Genomic DNA, 18,067 nt, shown 5'->3' with positions numbered 1-18,067 from the left:
ACGATGACAAAACAAGCCAGCGTTCCTCTCGAACGATCCCCACGCTGACTCGTTTTGATTACTTACTTGTTAGTTGTTACACACGAGGAATGAATAAGTTTCCTAGTGTTGCTGCCATGATTGCTTTGATTGAGTGCATACGATTTTCTGCTTGCTCAAATTGACGTGCATATTTACTGCGGAATACTTCGTCTGTTACTTCCATTTCAGTGATACCAAAGCGTTCTTTCATTTGTTCACCGTAAACTGTCTTCGTATCATGGAATGCTGGTAAGCAGTGTAAGAAGATCAAACGATCTGTGTTGTTTGTTTTTTCGATCATATCCATATTGATTTGGTAAGGTTTCAATAATTTGATACGTTCTTCGAATTTATCCTCTTCACCCATTGATACCCAAACGTCTGAATAAAGAACGTCTACTCCGTCTACCCCTTTAGCAACATCGTCAGTAATCATTAATTGTGCACCTGATTTCGCTGCAAACTCTTCAGCCATTTTCACGATTTCTTCTTCAGGTTGTAATTCTTTTGGTGCAACGATACGCATGTTTGTTCCTAAGATCGCACCTGTTACTAACAATGAGTTAGCCATGTTGTTACGTCCATCGCCACAATAAGCAACTGTGATGCCTTCTACTTTACCGAAGTTTTCTTGGATCGTTAAGAAGTCAGCGATCATTTGAGTTGGATGCCATTCATCAGTTAAACCATTCCATACAGGTACGCCTGAGAATTCAGCTAACTCCTCCACCATTTTTTGGCTGAAACCACGGAACTCGATGCCGTCAAACATACTACCTAATACTTTCGCTGTATCTTCAGTCGATTCTTTTTTACCTAATTGGATGTCATTTGCACCTAAATACTCTGGATGCGCACCAAGATCGATTGCTGCAGTTGTAAATGCTGCACGTGTACGTGTTGATGTTTTTTCAAATAGTAATGCAATGTTTTTTCCTTCTAAGTAATGATGTGGGATGCCACGTTTTTTCAAATCTTTCAAGTGTTGAGAAAAGTCGATCAAATATTGTAACTCTTCCTTTGTAAAATCTTTTTCTGCTAATAAACTTCTTCCTTGAAATACTGATTCTTTCATATGAACATTCTCCTTTAAAATTGTATTCTATTTGATAGTACATAAAGCACTTGGTATTAAGAGGAAATCCGATGGCAGCTGACAGTGACTGCCATCAGGAATAAACTATTTTAAATCTTCACGAACTAATGGTTGGCTCATGCAACGAGGGCCACCACGACCGCGTGACAATTCACTTGATGTGATTTCCAAGACTTTGATGCCGTAGCTTCTCAATAATTCGTTTGATACATAGTTACGATTGTAAGTAACTACAACCCCTGGAGCAATCGCTAATGTGTTTGAGCCATCATTCCATTGTTCACGAGGTGCAACGATCGCATCGCCATTACCTGTTGGGATCAATACAAGATCATCTAACCCTAAAACTGATTTCAATGACTCTTGTAAATCATCTGAATGAGAAATTTTGATATCATCGCCAGCTTGTTCAATTGTAAAGACGTCCATTTTTCCTTCTTTACTTTGGATCGCTGGATGGATTGTGAATTTATCATGATCAACCATAGTAAATACTGTATCTAAATGCATCATAGCACGATTATTCGGGATCTTGATTGCCAAGACTTTTTCAAATCCTGCATTTTTCGCAAATAAGTGACGTGCTAAACGCTCGATTGCTTTTGCATTTGTTCGTTGTGAGATACCAACAGCGACAACTGTGTCACTAAGGATCAATTCATCCCCACCTTCGATATGATCTGGATTTTCGCGATCCAACCATACGTCAACCCCTTTATTTGCAAAACGTGGGTGGTGGTTCAAAATGTATTCTGTGAACATTGACTCACGACGACGTGCTTCAAATGCCATTTTATTGATTGTCATCCCATTCCCCATTGATGCGGAAGGGTCCCTTGTAAAGTATAGGTTTGGCATTGGATCCATGTAGAAAGGATAGTCGTCATCAGATGATAAATCGTATAAACTACGTGATTTCACATCGATATCTTTTGTACGGACACCCGCCATGATCTTATCTACCATATCTTGAGTTTCCATTGATAGAAGGAACTCATGAAGACCATCTCTAACAGCATTAGATGCAATAAAAGATTCATCTAACATTTTATTTAAAAATTCCTCTTTGACATTACCTGCATCGATTGCTTCAGCCGCTAATTTTTCTAAATATAATGTTTCAGCGCCTTCACTTTGGAGCACTTGTGCAAATTCATCATGCTCAGCTTGTGCAATCGGTAGATACGGAATGTCGTCGAACAACAAACGATCCATAATATCAGGCGTTAGATTTTCCACTTCTTGACCAGGTCGTTTTAATAATACTGTCTTTAACTTTCCTATCTCAGAGAAAACGTGAATCGGTTTATCCATGTTGTGTTGCCTCCTTCGTTTTGATTACATACTTAGAATAAACTGCTTTTGTAATCACTTTCATGCTTTTCTCGCATTTAAAAAGAGAAGAATCTCTCATTATTAAAGCATAATTAAATAATTACACATTTTTGCATCTTTTATTAATAATTTCTCTTTTTTTTATACTGAAAACTCTCTTAAAAAAATTTTTATTCATTAAAAAAATTTTTCTGTATATTTTTAAATCCCATTTAAATTAATGTTGTTAGCGTTTACTTTATGTATATTATTTGTTTTTTATACACTTTTATAATCAGTCATCAAATTATATTCATCTGTTCTGTATAAATCCTACATAATAACAAACGCAATTAATATTTTACAAAATATAGCTTTTCTCGGAATGTATTATGGCTTTACAAAAGAAATAAAAGAAGTCACAATAGAAGGAGAGAATTATAGGAAGCAGGGATGTTCATGCGTGTAAATAAAATTGATTATCATTTTTCTAAACTCAGATATCAACCTGATTTTGAACACTTTACTGATGAGGAATTTGAAGAAATCAAAGAGCAGACTGTCCTACGTTCATATAAGAAAGGACAAGTGCTTTTTGATGAAGGAGATGAGCGGCAACGTTTCTATGTCTTAACAGAAGGATTGATCCGTTTAGAGCGTTATGACGAAAGTGCTACTTATTACTACTATGATTATGTCACAGCCAATAATCTCTTTCCAATGTCTGGTATTTTTGAAGAAGAACCTTATACGTATACAGCACAAGCCATGACAGATATCGAGACTTTTTATTTTCCTGTAGCTTGTTATGAAAAAATCGTCAAAAACAACCCCAATCAATTGATTTACATGATCCAGAAGTTAGGAAAAGTTGTTCAGATGCACGAACTACGCATCCAAATCGGCTTGACCTCCAGTGCATTTGACCGAGTGAAACAAAACTTATTTGTTTTAAAAGAAGAATTAGGAATCCCTACAGAAGACGGTCATATATCGATCCCCTATCCCATCACGTTGAAAGAACTAGCAGTCAATAGCGGGACCACTCGTGAAACCGCCGGACAGGTGATCAAACAGCTGAAAGATTCCGGCTTGGTGAATTATGACAAGAAGCGGTTCACGTTTTGTAAGGAGGCAGTGACGCCGGGATGGCGGGAGTGATTCTTTGCCATCCTCTGCTATAAATATTAATAAATGAGCCAAAGGTATTGGAAGATATCCACTACCTTTGGCTCATTTTTTGATAAATAAAAAAGAAGTAAGTAAATCATTCACTTACTTCTTCTCTCTTGAATAAATGAAACAATAGGATTTGTTCTCATTACTACTGTAAAGATAAAATACAGGGTAATAGCAATCAAACCTTGGACGATATTAGTGATTAAACTTGCTTGCATAGAATTAGTCAATATTCTGGTAATCATCATCATTGCAAGTGCTGAAATAAAATAAATACTTATTCGCCGAAAATTAAAAGAAAAGTTAGTAGATTTGAGAAACGAACGCACTCTTACTGCAGTAACAAAGAATTCAGCCAATAAATTAGAAATGACAACTCCAAAAAAACCAACAGTTGGTAGTAAGATTAGATTACTGATAATGTTTATACCTGCACCAATAATCACAGATTTATTATATTCTCTAACTTTACCTATAGGAATAAGGTACTGTCTTGAAACAGCCATACCTAGCGGAATAATTACTATTAAAGGAGTAAAAAACGGGATAACATTATTAATAAATAAGAACTTTTCCCCAAAAAACCATGGAACAAGCTTATCATATACAGTTAACATCCCAAACATAATCGGTAAACTAAAAAACAACTGTAAATCAATCGTTTTATCCATCAGCTCTACAATTCGCTCAACATTTTTTTTAGCAAACAAACCACTCATATGTGGAAGTAAAACAATATCAAGTGTAGTGATGATTGTTATAAAGACTGTATTTAATGTGAGTGAGTTTGTATAAAATCCAACTGCTGAAGCCCCTATGAATAATCCTAATAAGGTCTTATTTAAATTCGTATATAAGGTAATCGCTACTTGGGGTATAAAGAATTCAAACGAGCCTTTGATGTGACTAAAACTTTTTTTTAGATTTATTTTTTGAAATGTTATATAAGGTTTGATAAAGAACCAAACTAACACTTGTGAAACAAATATACCAGCTGTTTGGATCAAAATATAGATACCTACATCATTTGAATCTTTAATAAAAAGCAGTATCAACACAAAAGTAATTATTTGAACGAATAAACTTGATACACTAGTTAACTTAAAATCTTCAATTCCCATAAAGAACCATGATATATCAAAAAGCACTGCTAAAATGGTTAAACTTTGAAAATAAAAATAATTACTGTTAGGTAAGAAACTGACAACAGCAATGTAGATAAAAAATACTGCTAATGTCAATATCGCTTTAAATACAACAATTTCCCAAAATAATTTAGAAATGTCCTCTTGTCGATTATACGCAAGTGCGATTTCTCTGTTCCCATACATAGCCACACCTAAGCTAGCAACTAGTACAAAATATTGTGCAATTGAATTGGTATAGTTGAAGATCCCTATTCCAGCAGGACCTAACGCCATAGAAACTATAGGTATGGTTATAATTGGAATAACTATTTTCATTATCTGGAAGATGGATTGATAAATGAAATTACGAGCTATGTTTTTCACTCAATCAATCCCTTCTAAAAATATCTCTAGTATAAACTTTTTCTTCAACGTCATTCAATTCTTCATCAAATCGATTGGAGATGATTACATCACTTAGATTTTTAAAATCTGCTAGTTCAGGTATCACCGGAAACCCTGAAAATTCCTTCTCATCTACAGTAGGTTCATAAACAATAACAGAAATACCTCTCGCCTTCAGTCTTTTCATTACTCCTTGAATTGAAGAATAACGAAAATTATCTGAAGCAGCTTTCATAGTCAAGCGATAAATCCCTACAACTTTGGGACTTCTAGCTAAAATTTGTTCAGTGATAAAATCTTTTCTCGTCGCATTTGCATCAACGATTGCACCAATCAAATTACTTGGGACACCACTATAATTTGCACGTAATTGCTTAGTATCCTTTGGTAAACAATACCCTCCATAGCCAAATGATGGGTTATTATAATGTGAACCAATTCTAGGATCTAGTCCGACACCTTCGATAATTTGCTTACTGTCTAAACCATTCGATTCAGCATACGTATCAAGTTCATTGAAATAAGCAACTCTTAAAGCTAAGTAGGTATTTGAGAACAATTTGATTGCTTCCGCTTCTGTTGAATTCGTCAATAGTATCGGGACATCATTATCATGAGCATTTTTCTTAAAAAGATTAGCAATTTCTTGTCCCCTAACTGAGTTTTCGCCAATCACGATTCTTGATGGGTGAAGGTTATCGTATAGGGCTTTACCCTCACGCAGAAATTCTGGTGAGAATATTATCCGCTCCGTTCCATACTTTTTCTTTAACTCTTCTGTGTACCCTACTGGAACAGTTGATTTGATTATAAAAGTAGCATCCGTTCGAATTGCTAAAGCTTGTTCGATGACTTTTTCAACTGATGAAGTGTTAAAATAATTCTTTTTTTCATCGTAATCTGTTGGGGTTGCAATAATTAAGTAGTCACCGAAAATCACAGCTTCTTCAAAGTCTTTGATAAAATTAATTTTTAGATTATCCTTTATTAAAAATTCACTAATTTCTTTATCCTCTATAGGAGAAATTCTTTGATTCAACTGGTCTATTTTATCTTTAACAATATCATATGCTTTGACTTCAACGCTTTGGCTTAGAAGTAGTGCATTTGCTAGGCCAACATAACCTAAACCGAATACTGAGATATTCATATTTAATTCTCCTCTACATAATATTTTTTATTAGATAATTGATCTGTAGATACCATAAACCAGAAAAAGAAACTTGAAATATTCACGATACTTGATAGTCCACTTTCAAATAAATAATATAATAGGTAAGTAAAAATTATTGCAGTTTTGTATTTATCAAATTTTGTAGTTTTATTTTTGTTAGTTAAAAATTTTATAACAGATGCACACCAAAGAGTTAACCCGATTAGCCCAAATTTGCCAAATAACTCTACATAGGCGTTTGTTATAACCTGATATTGAGGGTGAGTTTGTAAAAAACCTCCAAAAAACAAAAAAATTAGATTATCATAACTCAATATATCTTGCCAAATACTTAATCTATGACTCGATAATGTATCTATATATGACAAAAAGTTTTTATTACTTTCAAAAATGTTATTAGAGAACAATATGAGCATAATAATGATCAATATAACTAAAAACATTAAACTTTTTTGTTTTTTCTCAAAGTGAAAAATAGAAGTTATAACATAAAACAAAACAAATACTATAACTGCAAGAAATACAGCGCGACTATCTGTTAAATAAATTATATAAACGCTAATTATAGAAAAAAGTAAAGAAATTATTTTTCTATTTATACGAGTATTGCTCGTGAATGCATAATAAAATGAGAGAAGAAAAAATACTAAACAAAACTGCGCTAACTCATTGGGATTATTAAAATATGATATAAATCTATATCTATTAGATTGCAAATAATAATTATCATTGAAAAATGACAAAAAAATTGAAGGTAAAAATAAAAATAGGAATAAAGAAAGATACATTATACTCAATACTTTTTCCATTAGTTCTTTATTTATATTAGGAAAAATAATAAAAATAAATGGGAGGTAGATGACTACTAATAATATAAAACTAACTATATTAGAAATAGTAGCGTTAAAAAAAATGGGAATCCCTGAAAATACAGCTAATGTAGAGAAAAGAATAGTGTTTTCTTTACTAATTTTTATTTTACTTTTATTTAATAATATATAGACCACTATAAATATGAGTGATAAAGCAAATTTTAGAAAGTAAAAAATGGAAGACTGTGGTAATTTAGTAAACGATAATATATAAGACGAAAATAAGAGAAAAAGTAAAAGTATTAATATTTTATCTTTTTTTATTTCATTAAGCACCATAAAAATAGCTCCTATTTTCTAATTATTTTTTCGATTTTAGTAGATATTTCGTTTTTAAATTTTGAAAAATCTACTTTTGATTCCATATAATTTTTTATTTTCTTTTTCATTAATAAATGTTCTTTTTCATCTTTATAATACAATTCTTTAATCGCTCGTCTAAATTCTTCAACATTGTCTAATGAACATACATAGCCTTCTTCCCCATTTTCAATATCATTCCAGGGCGTCTTATCACTAATTATGACAGGACAATCGTTTAATAAAGATTCCGAAATCACATGTCCGTAATTTTCACTTTTCGTTGGAAATAAAAAAGCATCATATTGACTAAATATTGCTCCAACCATTTCATGTCTAACATTACCTTTATACTTAACTTTTATATTTTTTGGTAGATTAGATATTTTATCTTCACAAAGATTCCAATATTTCTTATCTTCAATTGGCCCAAAAATATCTAGAGATATTTCTTCATTGAGTGTAGTTAAAATATCAATAGCATAATCCAAATTCTTTTTAGACACAATTCTGGACAAAAAAACTAAATGCAAACTATTGGGTTTCTTCAATCTTACATTATTGTCTTCGTTTGTTTTACTAGGGATATTTGTAAATGTCAGTATAGAATCCGGTGAAAATAAGTGTTTTAATACTTCTTCTTCTTCTTGGCTAGTCGATTGGAAATATACATTTTCTCGGAACGTATAGAATAATTTAAATAACCGTAAGTATATTGTTTTTTTTAATTTCTTATTGCTCATAGCTCCGTTCAACAACTGTCCTCTAGGAGCAATGAGTATAGGAATCTTATTAGGTGTTAAGAAAATTGAACTCAATAATTTATAATCAAAGAAACTATTAATATAAATCAAATCTGGATTTAACTTCTTAATTATATTTTTTATACGGCTAATCCAATTTTCTTTTTTACTCAGATATAGAACCTGTGCTTCAAATCTCGAATTCCAGCCTTCATCAATTCCATTCAATCTTTCTTGTTGATTTAAATCATTATCTTTTGTAACAATGTAAAAATTGAAGTCTTCTTTTAACAATTCACAGAAATTTTTTATGCTTACTGGAGGTCCACCATAGTTTTGTGCTGGAAAATACCCTTCTGCTAAAATCAATATATTACTTTTCATTTTTTCCACACCATCCGATTCACATAATCGGTATAAGACAAAATAATTCGTAACACTTTCTCTGAAACATTTGGCATTGAATAATCTGAGACCTTTCTCAAGGTATCATTCTCTTGTGTTTCTAACACTTCTAGACCTTTAAGAATTCTTTCTTTTTCCAGTCCGACCATCATCACACTTGCTTCTTCCATTGCCTCTGGGCGTTCATGCGCTTGACGGATATTCAATGCTTTAAAATTCAAGATAGAAGCTTCTTCACTAATGGTTCCACTATCACTTAACACTGCTTTGGCGTTGAGCTGTAACTTATTGTAGTCATTGAATCCCATCGGTTTCATTGTTTGGACCAATTGATGAAATTCGATTCCTTTAGCTTCAATCATTTTCATTGTCCGAGGGTGCGTACTTACAATGATTGGTAACTGATATTTCTCAGCAATCGTATTTAGACTATCTACTAAATTCATAAAGTTGTTTTCGGAACTGATATTTTCTTCACGATGGGCGGAAACAACAAAATATTTTCCTTTTTCCAGACCAAAACGTTGAATGATGTCAGAATTCTCAATATCCTCTTTTCTCGAATGAAGTACTTCAAACATCGGACTTCCAGTTTTAATGATGCGATCGGCAGGTAATCCTTCACGTAAAAGATATTCTCTTGCAATATCACTATAAGTTAGATTGATATCTGCTGTGTGATCTACAATTTTTCGATTTGTTTCTTCTGGCACACGTTGGTCAAAACAGCGATTTCCAGCTTCCATATGAAAAATAGGAATATGTCTTCTTTTCGCAGCGATTGCACATAGACAACTGTTTGTATCACCTAATACTAGGAAAGCATCAGGTTTTACTTCCTCTAAGATGGGATCAATCTTGATTAAGATATTTCCTACTGTTTCAATTGCTGTGCCATTTGCAGCGTTCAAAAAGTAATCTGGTTTTCTTAATTTAAAATCTTCAAAAAATACTTCATTTAATTCATAGTCATAGTTTTGACCGGTATGAACTAATATGTGTTCAATCGCTTCTGAAGTCTCTAAACGATTGATTACTGCAGATAATCGGATAATTTCTGGACGAGTACCTACAACGGTCATCACTCTTAATTTTTTCATTCATTAAACCTCCACATAATAAGTATCAGGTTGTTCTGGATCAAATGGTTCATTGACCCACATGACGGTTACCATATCTGATTTACCTAGATTCTCAATATTGTGTGTATAACCAACTGGGATATCCACTACTTCTAATTTTTCACTAGAAACAAAATATTCAATCACTTCATCTGAATCTATTTTTCTGAAACGAATGACTCCTTCGCCATTTACCACTAAAAATTTTTCATTTTTTGTATGATGCCAGTGATTTCCCTTAGTGATGCCTGGTTTTGAAATATTAATTGATACTTGGCCACGATCTTTTGTTCTTAAAAATTCTGTAAAAGATCCACGATCGTCTACATTCATTTTTAAAAAATATGAAAATTCGTCTTCTGGTAAAAAACTTAAATAAGTGCTGTAAAGATTTTTTTCAATTCTTCTCGAAAAATCTGGTAAAGTTAAGCTCACTCGACTTTCTTTAAAAGAAATAATCAGTTCTTTCAATTCGCCAACAGTGATTTGATCAACTTCTCGAACAGAGCAATACCCTTTTTCCATATATGGTTTATCATTTAAACAAAAAATCAATTCCTTGACTACGTCATCAATATAACACAATTCAATCATCGCATTAGGATCATTGACTGTTACTTCTTCATCACGAGCAATCTTGTAACAAAAAGTAGCAACTACCGTATTATAATTTGGACGTGACCATTTACCATACAAATTTGAAAAGCGATAGATATAAACTGGTGCACCTGTTTCCTCATGATATGATTTTAAAAGGTCTTCACCAGCTTTTTTACTCTTGCCGTAAGAGTTATCCAAAGAAGCTTGAATAGATGAAGAAATCATCACGGGGCATGTATTATGATATTCTTTTAGCTTTCCAAGTAACTCTGAAGTAAATCCAAAGTTACCTTTCATGAAATCGTCCTCTTCTTTCGGGCGATTCACACCTGCTAGATGAAAAACAAAATCTGCTTTTTTGCAATATTCGTCTAATAAATTTTTGGGTGTGTCGATATCAAAACTGAGAACATTTTCATATCCTTCATTTTTTAATTCAGCAATCAAATTTTTACCTACAAATCCATTGGCTCCAGTTACTAAAATATTCATTTTGTATGCCACGCTTTCAACTCTTTTTTTACATAATCCAATTCAAGAAGCTTTTCTTTGATTTCTGCTACTGATAATCGATGAGTATTATCTGAATTGTACTCACCTTCTTGTGTTAATTCTTTACTACCTTCAAAAAAGTATTTATCGTAATTCAAATCACGCGTATCCGCAGGCACACGATAAAAATCACCCATATCTTTAGCAACTAGATACTCTTCTTTGGTAAGCAAAGTTTCATATCTCTTTTCGCCATGGCGCGTTCCAATCACATGGACTTCGTTATCTACATTAAATAATTCAATGATTGCTTGAGCTAAATCCCCAACAGTTGAGGCAGGTGATTTTTGAACCATGATATCGCCAGCTTTGGCATTCTGAAATGCAAAAATGACCAATTCAACAGCTTCGTCTAAACTCATTAAAAAGCGAGTCATTCCTGGATCAGTTACTGTCAGTGGCTTACCCTCTTTGATTTGCTCAATAAATAGTGGAATGACCGAACCACGAGAAGCCATGACATTTCCATAGCGAGTCCCACAGATCGTTGTTCGTTCATCCGCTACTGTTTTCGCCTTAGAAACGAAAACTTTCTCCATCATTGCTTTAGAGATTCCCATGGCATTGATTGGATAAGCTGCTTTATCTGTAGAAAGACAAATCACTTTTTTTATCCCCATCTCAACAGCTGCTGTAACTACATTATCCGTTCCGATAATATTTGTTTTTACAGCTTCCATTGGGAAAAATTCACAAGATGGTACTTGTTTAAGCGCAGCAGCATGAAAAACATAGTCTACTCCGTACATAGCGTTTTTAACACTGTTGATATCTCGAACATCACCAATATAAAATTTTAATTTATCATTATTGTATTTCTTTCTCATGTCGTCTTGTTTCTTTTCATCGCGAGAAAAAATACGTATTTCTTTAATATCAGAATCTAAGAATCTTCGCATCACCGCGTTCCCGAAAGAACCAGTTCCACCGGTGATTAATAATACTTTGTCTTTAAACATCCTCCAAAACTTCCTATCTTATGATTTTAAGTGCTTCATTATGATTGAATAACTATTGTTTACATCATAATTATCTTTTAAATAATTATATGCATTTTTCCCTAATTCAATTCTTTTACTATTATCTTTTAACAAAAGAATATTTTTGATGAAATTTTCCAAGTCACCGTGTAATGAACTATAACCAAATTTCCCTTTTTCAATTATTTCAATAAGATCAGTATTTTCATCTACTGCAGCCACGACCGGTTTTTGAGATTCCATATAACCCAAGATACGAGAAGGAATATTCGGGATTGTAAATTTTTGATCTAGAAATACTAACCCTATATCAGAAATAGACTCAATTTTTTTATATTCTTCCTTAGGCAAACTATTTATTAAAACTGTGTTCTTAATTTTATTGTAGCTCAAATAATTTTCTATTTTTGAGTATTCGGTTCCAGATCCAACAATTACTAATGTATAATCTTGGTTATCTTCTAAATATTTAATGATTTCGATTAGAAAATCTATTCCTTGAGGTTTGCCTAAATTCCCTCCATAAAGTAATACAATTCTTTCTTCTGGAATATTATATTTTCTTTTTACATTACCAATAGCTATTGTAGAAGAATCTATCGGGCCAACTTTAATTGAATTAGGGTTTATTTCAATAATCTGATTTGCATCAAAAGTGTTATTTGTTTTTATATATTCTAAGTTCTTATATGACATTGTTCCAATAAAATCAGAAACCTTATATAAATCAATTTCTTTTTTTCGAAAATACTTATAAACAATACTTTTTTTTGATAAATGTTGTAAATCAACTGCATTTTGTGGAAATATATCTTTTAACAGTAGATAACTTTTGCAATTATCTCGTCTTTTTACATATTTTATCACTTTGGCGAAAGTCACCGGAGGTGTAGAATATATAACTAAATCAAACATTTTGTCGCTAAAATATTTTTTTATTCCTGCAATAAACTGATTTTCTATTAAAATGGTAGAAATTCCTTTTTCTATTTTATTAGTCTTTTGTATATTGCCAATTTTCAGTTTTAAAATTTCACATTTATTATTATCTTTAATTAGATGTGTCTTTTTTCTTTTTTTTCTTTCGGTAGGCGATATGATGGAAATATTATGTCCATGATCAACAAATTCAGACATTAAGTCCGTATAAATATTTCTGTCAACTAAACTATCAAAATCCAAAAGAGTAATAAACAAAATATTTAATGCCATCAATATTGATCTCCTTTAAATTTTTCTGGTATATCTTGTGTAAGTGTATTAATATTTTCGCTTTTGATCACTTTAATTATTGTATGAAATATTATTGTTACATCACACAAAAAGTTTACTGAGTTTATATACTTAACGTCTAATTCGAATTTTTTTTGCCAACTAATCGCATTCCTACCCTTGACTTGCGCTAATCCCGTTAATCCTGGGCGGACGCTATGACGTTTCCGTTGTTCCTCATTATATAATGGTAAATATTCAACTAATAATGGTCTTGGACCCACAAACGACATATCTCCTTTTAAGATATTCCAAAGTTCAGGGAGTTCATCCAAACTAGTTGCTCGTAGTAATTGTCCAAATTTCGTTAACCGAACATTATCAGGTAAGTCATTTCCATTTGCATCTTTTGCATCCCTCATTGTACGAAATTTATACATGGAAAAAATGACTTCATCTTTTCCAGGTCGATCTTGCTTAAATATGATTGGAGAACCCAATTTAATTTTTACTAAAAGCGCTACGATTAAAAGAACAGGTGAGAAGACGACAAGAGCAAGAGCTGAGAAACATATATCTAATGCTCTTTTTCCCCATTTCTGATATACGTTTTTATTATTCATGTTGCAACACTCGCTTGATTGTTTTCACGACTCGAGACAAATCTTCATCTGTCATTTTCGTATCTGATGGCAAACACACACCAGTATTAAATAATGTTTCAGCAACATTATTTCCAACATAATCATATTCTGCAAAAATTGGTTGTAGATGCATTGGTTTCCAGACAGGACGTGCTTCGATATTTGCTTTATCCAATTCATCCATAAGCTTATTCGTATCCACATCTGAAAGCAAAATTACACTTAGCCAAAAATTCGGTTGATTCCATTCATTTTCAGGCATGAAGGAAATGGAAGGAATGTCAGATAGTTCACGTTTATAGTAATTAAAAATATATCGTTTCTTGTTGATTCGGTCTGACAAGACTTTTAGCTGTCCTCTGCCAATCCCTGCTACAATATTGCTCATACGATAATTATAGCCTATTTCATTATGTTGATAATGACGTGCTTGTTCCCGAGATTGTGTTGACCAAAATCGAATTTTTTCAATTCGTTCTGGATTATTTGAAACAGCCATTCCTCCACCAGATGTAGTGATTATTTTATTTCCATTAAAAGAATAGATACCATATTCCCCAAATGTGCCAGTATATTGACCTTTATATGTTGTACCTAGTGACTCTGCTGCATCTTCGATCAATGTCACTTGATATTCTTTACATATTTTGATGATTTCATCTAAATTTGCAGATAAACCGTACAAATGAACGACAACGACTGCTTTTGCTTCAGGATATTTCGTTAACGCGAGTCTAAGTTGTTCAGGGTCCATATTCCAAGTTTCATTATCACTATCTACAAATACTGGTTTTGCACCTTGATAGATGATGGGGTTTACAGTAGCTGAAAATGTTAATGATTGACAAATCACAATATCATCTTTCCCTACACCAGCTGCTTTTAATGCTAGATGGATGGCCGCTGTGCCTGAAGTCAATGCAGCCGCATGGTCAATTCCCACATACTCAGCCAATTCTTTTTCAAAGTTATTCACATTCGCACCAAGCGGAGCAACCCAGTTGGTGTCGAATGCTTCTTTTACATATTCCTGTTCATATCCTTCATCACTCATATGAGGTGATGCTAATAGAATCCGTTCATTTTTCATCATAGTCCCAACTTTCTATTATTTTTGCAGGTACCCCCACACTTTTTGTGTTGTTTTGAATATCTTTAACAATCACACTTCCTGCGCCTATAATATTCCCCTGGCCAATTGATACCTCTGGTATCACTTTTGTTCCGACACCAATTTCATTTCGATTCCCCATTACTGTGTAACCAGAAAGATTTACATTTGGATAGATTGAGTTATAGTTTCCTATCTTTGAATCATGCCCGATTGTTGAATGGATATTGAACATATTGAAATCACCTATTGTTATATCGGCTGTATAAGTTGTGTAAGGCATCAAAATATTCCCTACGCCTATTCGCACATTCAACCCTACTACAGCAGTAGCATCAATCAGATTTGGGAATGTCAAATGATTATTAGCTTTCAATTCCAAAAAAATTTTTTCCCTCATACGCGGAGAAGCAATTCCTATGAATACAGCAGTCTTTAGTTTCATTTTTTTTAATATGTCTATTTTCCCTAGTACTGGTATGCCAACAATCTTCTCATCTTTCATCTTCGCATCATCAACAAATCCAACTAAGTCATATACGGATTGTCTACTTAATAAAAAGGCGAGTTCTTTACCGAATCCTCCTGCACCAATAATTATTGCTCTCATGATACTCCCCCACTATTTACTCGAAGCCTTTGCAAATGCTACGACTTCTTTTGCTAGTTGTTTGTCATCCTCGGATAAACCTGTTACGAATTCCATGACTTCTTGGATCGGGTACCCTTTGATATTCCCGACAAAAATCTTTTCATACACCTGTTCATCATTTCGTTCTTTGTCCAACAACAGTTCTTCATACAATTTTTCGCCCGGTCGGATACCTGTTTCGACGATTTCGATTTCTTCTTCGGTGTAACCACTCAAGCGGATCATGTTTCGTGCAAGATCTAAAATTTTGACTGGTTCACTCATATCTAAGACAAAGATTTCGCCACCTTTGGCTAATGCACCCGATTGGATGACTAAACGGCTTGCTTCTGGGATCGTCATAAAATAACGAGTCATCCGAAAATCGGTGATCGTGATGGGTCCGCCTTTTGTGATCTGTTCTCGAAAAACAGGGATTACGCTTCCGCGAGAGCCCAACACATTCCCAAATCTTACGGCCGAAAACTTGGTATTGTTTTCTTCATTTAAGCCTGTGACGATCATTTCTGCGATTCGCTTCGTGGCTCCCATCACATTTGGTGGGTTATTGGCTTTATCGGTGGACACCATGACAAAGTTCTTGACATTGGCTTCTTTGGCAGCTTCTGCTACATTTTTTGTTCCTTTGATATTGTTTTTTACTGCTTCTCTTGGGTTATATTCCATCAAGGGCACATGTTTATGTGCTGCTGCATGATAGACGATATCTGGCTGATGTTCTTTCATGATGTGGAAGATCTTTTCACGGTCTTGGATATCTGCAATAATTGGAATGATTTCTGTTTTATTATAAGAGGGATCTCCTGATAGTTCGCGATGAATCAAATAGATCGAGTTTTCACCATGTCCTAATAAGAGTAATTTTTTTGGCGAAAAAGCAAGTACTTGACGACAAATCTCTGAACCAATAGAGCCTCCAGCTCCGGTAACAAGTATGACTTTTTCTGAGATGTGTGATTTTAGTTTGTCTAGATCTAATTTGACTTCTTCTCGTCCTAACAAGTCGACCACGTCGATTTCTTTCAGGCGAGAAACATTGATTTTCCCTGATGCGATTTCTTCAATCGAAGGCATGGTATTCATCTTGACTTCTTTTGATTCGATAAGATGGAAAATTTCACGAATTCTTTTTCGTGGCAAAGAAGGTATCGCGATCGTTACCATATCGATCGACAATTCGTCGATCAATCTTGGTAAGTCCTTGGTATTCCCTACGACTTTTATCCCAGACAAATATGTTTTATATTTGTTCGGATCATCATCCACAAAGCCAATCACTTCCAAATCGTTGATTGCTTTTGAACTAAGAATACTATTGCATAGAATACGTCCGCCTTCGCCAGCTCCGATGATCAGTGTTCTGTGTTTGTTTAGTGGCGATTCTTGACGCTGTGTTTTATGTTCGATATATATACGCCAGAATAAACGACTGCTGATGATAAGAAACATGGATAAGATGTAAGTTAATACTTGTAATCTAAGACTGATTTTTCGCATAAACAAATATTGGATGATAAATGATGAAATAACGGTACAAGTAATGGCTGAAAAAATGGCTGCCATCTCATTTAAATTGGTATATCGATTGATTCGTGTGAATGTTTTGAACAACATACCATATCCAATGTAAAACATGAGTGATACGCCTAAATTAACGGCTAAATAATCTTGATCGATACCCACAAATGGTGTCATAAAATAATAGCTTGATAAAATAGAGACGCCTAATAATAAACTATCAACCAAAACTAAAATGATTACTTTTCTTTTTCTAGTAAGTTCAAACAACCCTTGCGCCCCCTAAAACTTTTATACAATAGGTCGAAAATCCTTTGCGTGCACTTGCTCCCCATTGATGATGTCTCTTGTTACTTGATCCATTTCTTCGATAACGGTCGATCCATATTTTTTCTCTACGATACTATATGCTTTTTCCATATAAAAATCCCGATCTTTTCGACTATGGGCATCTGAGGCGATCATCTGGACAAGCCGATGTTGAACCAGTTCTTCACTTAACTTCTTGATCTGTTTGCCATACACACCTGCAATACTTGGTGCAGTCAACTGCGCCAAACAGCCCATATTCAAGTAGGGTAATAATAGATTAGGACTTTCTTGGAACCCGCGGTTCCGCTCAGGATGGACAATGATTGGTACGATCCCCATCTGACGTAATTCATAAAACAAACTTTCTGTGTATTCGGGAATGCTGTTTGTTGGTAGCTCAGCTAACAAATAGCGATCGGTGACATCTGCAAAAAGAATCTTGTCACTTTTAATTTCATCGATCAAATTACTTTTTATTCGAACTTCTTGTCCTTCAAATAAAGTTAGGGGGATGGACTGTCGATCGAGTTCTTTTTGCAAGTCTTCGACAGCTAGTAATACATCTGCTTTTTCATTCGTGAAACGTTGATTGTGATGAGGAGTGCATAAAATGTGGGTGATTCCTTGTCGAACAGCTTCTTCTGCCATGGCAATCGATTCTTTGACCGTTTTTGGTCCGTCATCTATACCTGGTAAAATATGACAATGTAAATCAATCAATTTTGCTCA

General features: G+C 33.7%; 16 protein-coding genes. 1 reads left to right on the top strand and 15 read right to left on the bottom strand.

Going from position 1 to position 18,067, the window contains the following annotated elements:
- Nucleotides 1-76: 76 nt before the first annotated feature.
- Together argF and arcA are read right to left on the bottom strand one after the other, a co-directional pair.
- On the bottom strand, nucleotides 77-1,096 hold the full coding sequence (gene argF / locus P3R27_RS03680; RefSeq protein WP_126134159.1) for an ornithine carbamoyltransferase: 1,020 nt from the start codon (nucleotides 1,094-1,096) through the stop codon (nucleotides 77-79).
- Between the two features lie 105 nt (nucleotides 1,097-1,201).
- On the bottom strand, nucleotides 1,202-2,431 hold the full coding sequence (arcA, locus tag P3R27_RS03675) for an arginine deiminase (RefSeq protein ID WP_062805084.1): 1,230 nt from the start codon (nucleotides 2,429-2,431) through the stop codon (nucleotides 1,202-1,204).
- A gap of 459 nt (nucleotides 2,432-2,890) precedes the next feature.
- Here arcA and P3R27_RS03670 point away from each other — a divergent pair, with 459 nt between their 5' ends.
- Entirely contained in the window at nucleotides 2,891-3,592 is a 702-nt protein-coding gene (locus tag P3R27_RS03670; RefSeq protein WP_023519859.1) for a Crp/Fnr family transcriptional regulator, read from the top strand.
- Nucleotides 3,593-3,702: 110 nt separating this feature from the next.
- On the opposite strand, the gene P3R27_RS03665 is transcribed toward P3R27_RS03670, so the two are convergent.
- The 13 genes from P3R27_RS03665 to P3R27_RS03605 are packed head-to-tail and all read right to left on the bottom strand — an operon-like array spanning nucleotide 3,703 to nucleotide 18,058.
- The gene (locus P3R27_RS03665; protein WP_271524038.1) at nucleotides 3,703-5,121 is read right to left on the bottom strand and encodes an oligosaccharide flippase family protein; all 1,419 of its coding nucleotides are present in this window, start codon (nucleotides 5,119-5,121) and stop codon (nucleotides 3,703-3,705) included.
- 4 nt (nucleotides 5,122-5,125) lie between these two features.
- Nucleotides 5,126-6,292: a nucleotide sugar dehydrogenase gene (locus tag P3R27_RS03660; protein ID WP_034687620.1), complete on the bottom strand. Its 1,167-nt coding sequence runs from the start codon at nucleotides 6,290-6,292 to the stop codon at nucleotides 5,126-5,128.
- Between the two features lie 2 nt (nucleotides 6,293-6,294).
- Nucleotides 6,295-7,467, bottom strand: coding sequence for an O-antigen ligase family protein (locus P3R27_RS03655; protein WP_301390115.1), 1,173 nt, complete (start codon nucleotides 7,465-7,467; stop codon nucleotides 6,295-6,297).
- 11 nt (nucleotides 7,468-7,478) lie between these two features.
- Nucleotides 7,479-8,615 carry a glycosyltransferase gene (locus tag P3R27_RS03650; RefSeq protein WP_301390114.1) on the bottom strand — a complete coding sequence of 379 codons (1,137 nt, stop codon included), beginning with the start codon at nucleotides 8,613-8,615 and terminating at the stop codon, nucleotides 7,479-7,481.
- Entirely contained in the window at nucleotides 8,612-9,736 is a 1,125-nt protein-coding gene (gene wecB / locus P3R27_RS03645) for a non-hydrolyzing UDP-N-acetylglucosamine 2-epimerase (protein ID WP_301357499.1), read from the bottom strand. The genes P3R27_RS03650 and wecB overlap by 4 nt, the downstream gene beginning before the upstream one ends.
- 3 nt (nucleotides 9,737-9,739) lie before the next feature.
- Nucleotides 9,740-10,849: a capsular polysaccharide biosynthesis protein CapF gene (locus P3R27_RS03640; RefSeq protein WP_301357501.1), complete on the bottom strand. Its 1,110-nt coding sequence runs from the start codon at nucleotides 10,847-10,849 to the stop codon at nucleotides 9,740-9,742.
- Nucleotides 10,846-11,868, bottom strand: a complete 1,023-nt coding sequence (locus P3R27_RS03635) for a nucleoside-diphosphate sugar epimerase/dehydratase (RefSeq protein WP_301357500.1) — start codon at nucleotides 11,866-11,868, stop codon at nucleotides 10,846-10,848. The genes P3R27_RS03640 and P3R27_RS03635 overlap by 4 nt, the downstream gene beginning before the upstream one ends.
- Before the next feature lie 18 nt (nucleotides 11,869-11,886).
- Nucleotides 11,887-13,101, bottom strand: coding sequence for a glycosyltransferase family 4 protein (locus tag P3R27_RS03630; protein WP_301390113.1), 1,215 nt, complete (start codon nucleotides 13,099-13,101; stop codon nucleotides 11,887-11,889).
- Entirely contained in the window at nucleotides 13,101-13,724 is a 624-nt protein-coding gene (locus tag P3R27_RS03625) for a sugar transferase (RefSeq protein ID WP_301357041.1), read from the bottom strand. Before P3R27_RS03625 ends, P3R27_RS03630 begins: the two co-directional genes overlap by 1 nt.
- Nucleotides 13,717-14,835 (bottom strand): DegT/DnrJ/EryC1/StrS family aminotransferase, encoded by a 1,119-nt coding sequence (locus P3R27_RS03620; RefSeq protein WP_301357053.1) that lies wholly within the window; start codon nucleotides 14,833-14,835, stop codon nucleotides 13,717-13,719. The genes P3R27_RS03625 and P3R27_RS03620 overlap by 8 nt, the downstream gene beginning before the upstream one ends.
- Nucleotides 14,825-15,466: an acetyltransferase gene (locus tag P3R27_RS03615; protein WP_301357043.1), complete on the bottom strand. Its 642-nt coding sequence runs from the start codon at nucleotides 15,464-15,466 to the stop codon at nucleotides 14,825-14,827. The genes P3R27_RS03620 and P3R27_RS03615 overlap by 11 nt, the downstream gene beginning before the upstream one ends.
- 12 nt (nucleotides 15,467-15,478) lie before the next feature.
- Nucleotides 15,479-17,296, bottom strand: a complete 1,818-nt coding sequence (locus P3R27_RS03610; RefSeq protein WP_301357044.1) for a polysaccharide biosynthesis protein — start codon at nucleotides 17,294-17,296, stop codon at nucleotides 15,479-15,481.
- A gap of 21 nt (nucleotides 17,297-17,317) precedes the next feature.
- Entirely contained in the window at nucleotides 17,318-18,058 is a 741-nt protein-coding gene (locus tag P3R27_RS03605; RefSeq protein WP_301357046.1) for a tyrosine-protein phosphatase, read from the bottom strand.
- Nucleotides 18,059-18,067 lie beyond the last annotated feature (9 nt).

The sequence above is a fragment of the Enterococcus spodopteracolus genome (assembly GCF_030441955.1).
Taxonomy (GTDB): Bacteria; Bacillota; Bacilli; order Lactobacillales; family Enterococcaceae; genus Enterococcus_B; species Enterococcus_B spodopteracolus.
The sequence above is the reverse complement of the archived record's forward strand: the minus strand, read 5'-3'. Positions and strand labels throughout refer to the sequence as shown.

What these genes read in the sequence shown, in the direction of transcription:
- P3R27_RS03620 (WP_301357053.1), bottom strand. Translation starts at nt 14,835, where the DNA reads ATGAAAAATGAACGGATTCTATTAGCATCACCTCATATGAGTGATGAA.
- wecB (WP_301357499.1), bottom strand. Translation starts at nt 9,736, where the DNA reads ATGAAAAAATTAAGAGTGATGACCGTTGTAGGTACTCGTCCAGAAATT.
- P3R27_RS03670 (WP_023519859.1), top strand. Translation starts at nt 2,891, where the DNA reads ATGCGTGTAAATAAAATTGATTATCATTTTTCTAAACTCAGATATCAA.
- arcA (WP_062805084.1), bottom strand. Translation starts at nt 2,431, where the DNA reads ATGGATAAACCGATTCACGTTTTCTCTGAGATAGGAAAGTTAAAGACA.
- P3R27_RS03660 (WP_034687620.1), bottom strand. Translation starts at nt 6,292, where the DNA reads ATGAATATCTCAGTATTCGGTTTAGGTTATGTTGGCCTAGCAAATGCA.
- P3R27_RS03655 (WP_301390115.1), bottom strand. Translation starts at nt 7,467, where the DNA reads ATGGTGCTTAATGAAATAAAAAAAGATAAAATATTAATACTTTTACTT.
- P3R27_RS03615 (WP_301357043.1), bottom strand. Translation starts at nt 15,466, where the DNA reads ATGAGAGCAATAATTATTGGTGCAGGAGGATTCGGTAAAGAACTCGCC.
- argF (WP_126134159.1), bottom strand. Translation starts at nt 1,096, where the DNA reads ATGAAAGAATCAGTATTTCAAGGAAGAAGTTTATTAGCAGAAAAAGAT.
- P3R27_RS03630 (WP_301390113.1), bottom strand. Translation starts at nt 13,101, where the DNA reads ATGGCATTAAATATTTTGTTTATTACTCTTTTGGATTTTGATAGTTTA.
- P3R27_RS03640 (WP_301357501.1), bottom strand. Translation starts at nt 10,849, where the DNA reads ATGAATATTTTAGTAACTGGAGCCAATGGATTTGTAGGTAAAAATTTG.
- P3R27_RS03625 (WP_301357041.1), bottom strand. Translation starts at nt 13,724, where the DNA reads ATGAATAATAAAAACGTATATCAGAAATGGGGAAAAAGAGCATTAGAT.
- P3R27_RS03635 (WP_301357500.1), bottom strand. Translation starts at nt 11,868, where the DNA reads ATGTTTAAAGACAAAGTATTATTAATCACCGGTGGAACTGGTTCTTTC.
- P3R27_RS03650 (WP_301390114.1), bottom strand. Translation starts at nt 8,615, where the DNA reads ATGAAAAGTAATATATTGATTTTAGCAGAAGGGTATTTTCCAGCACAA.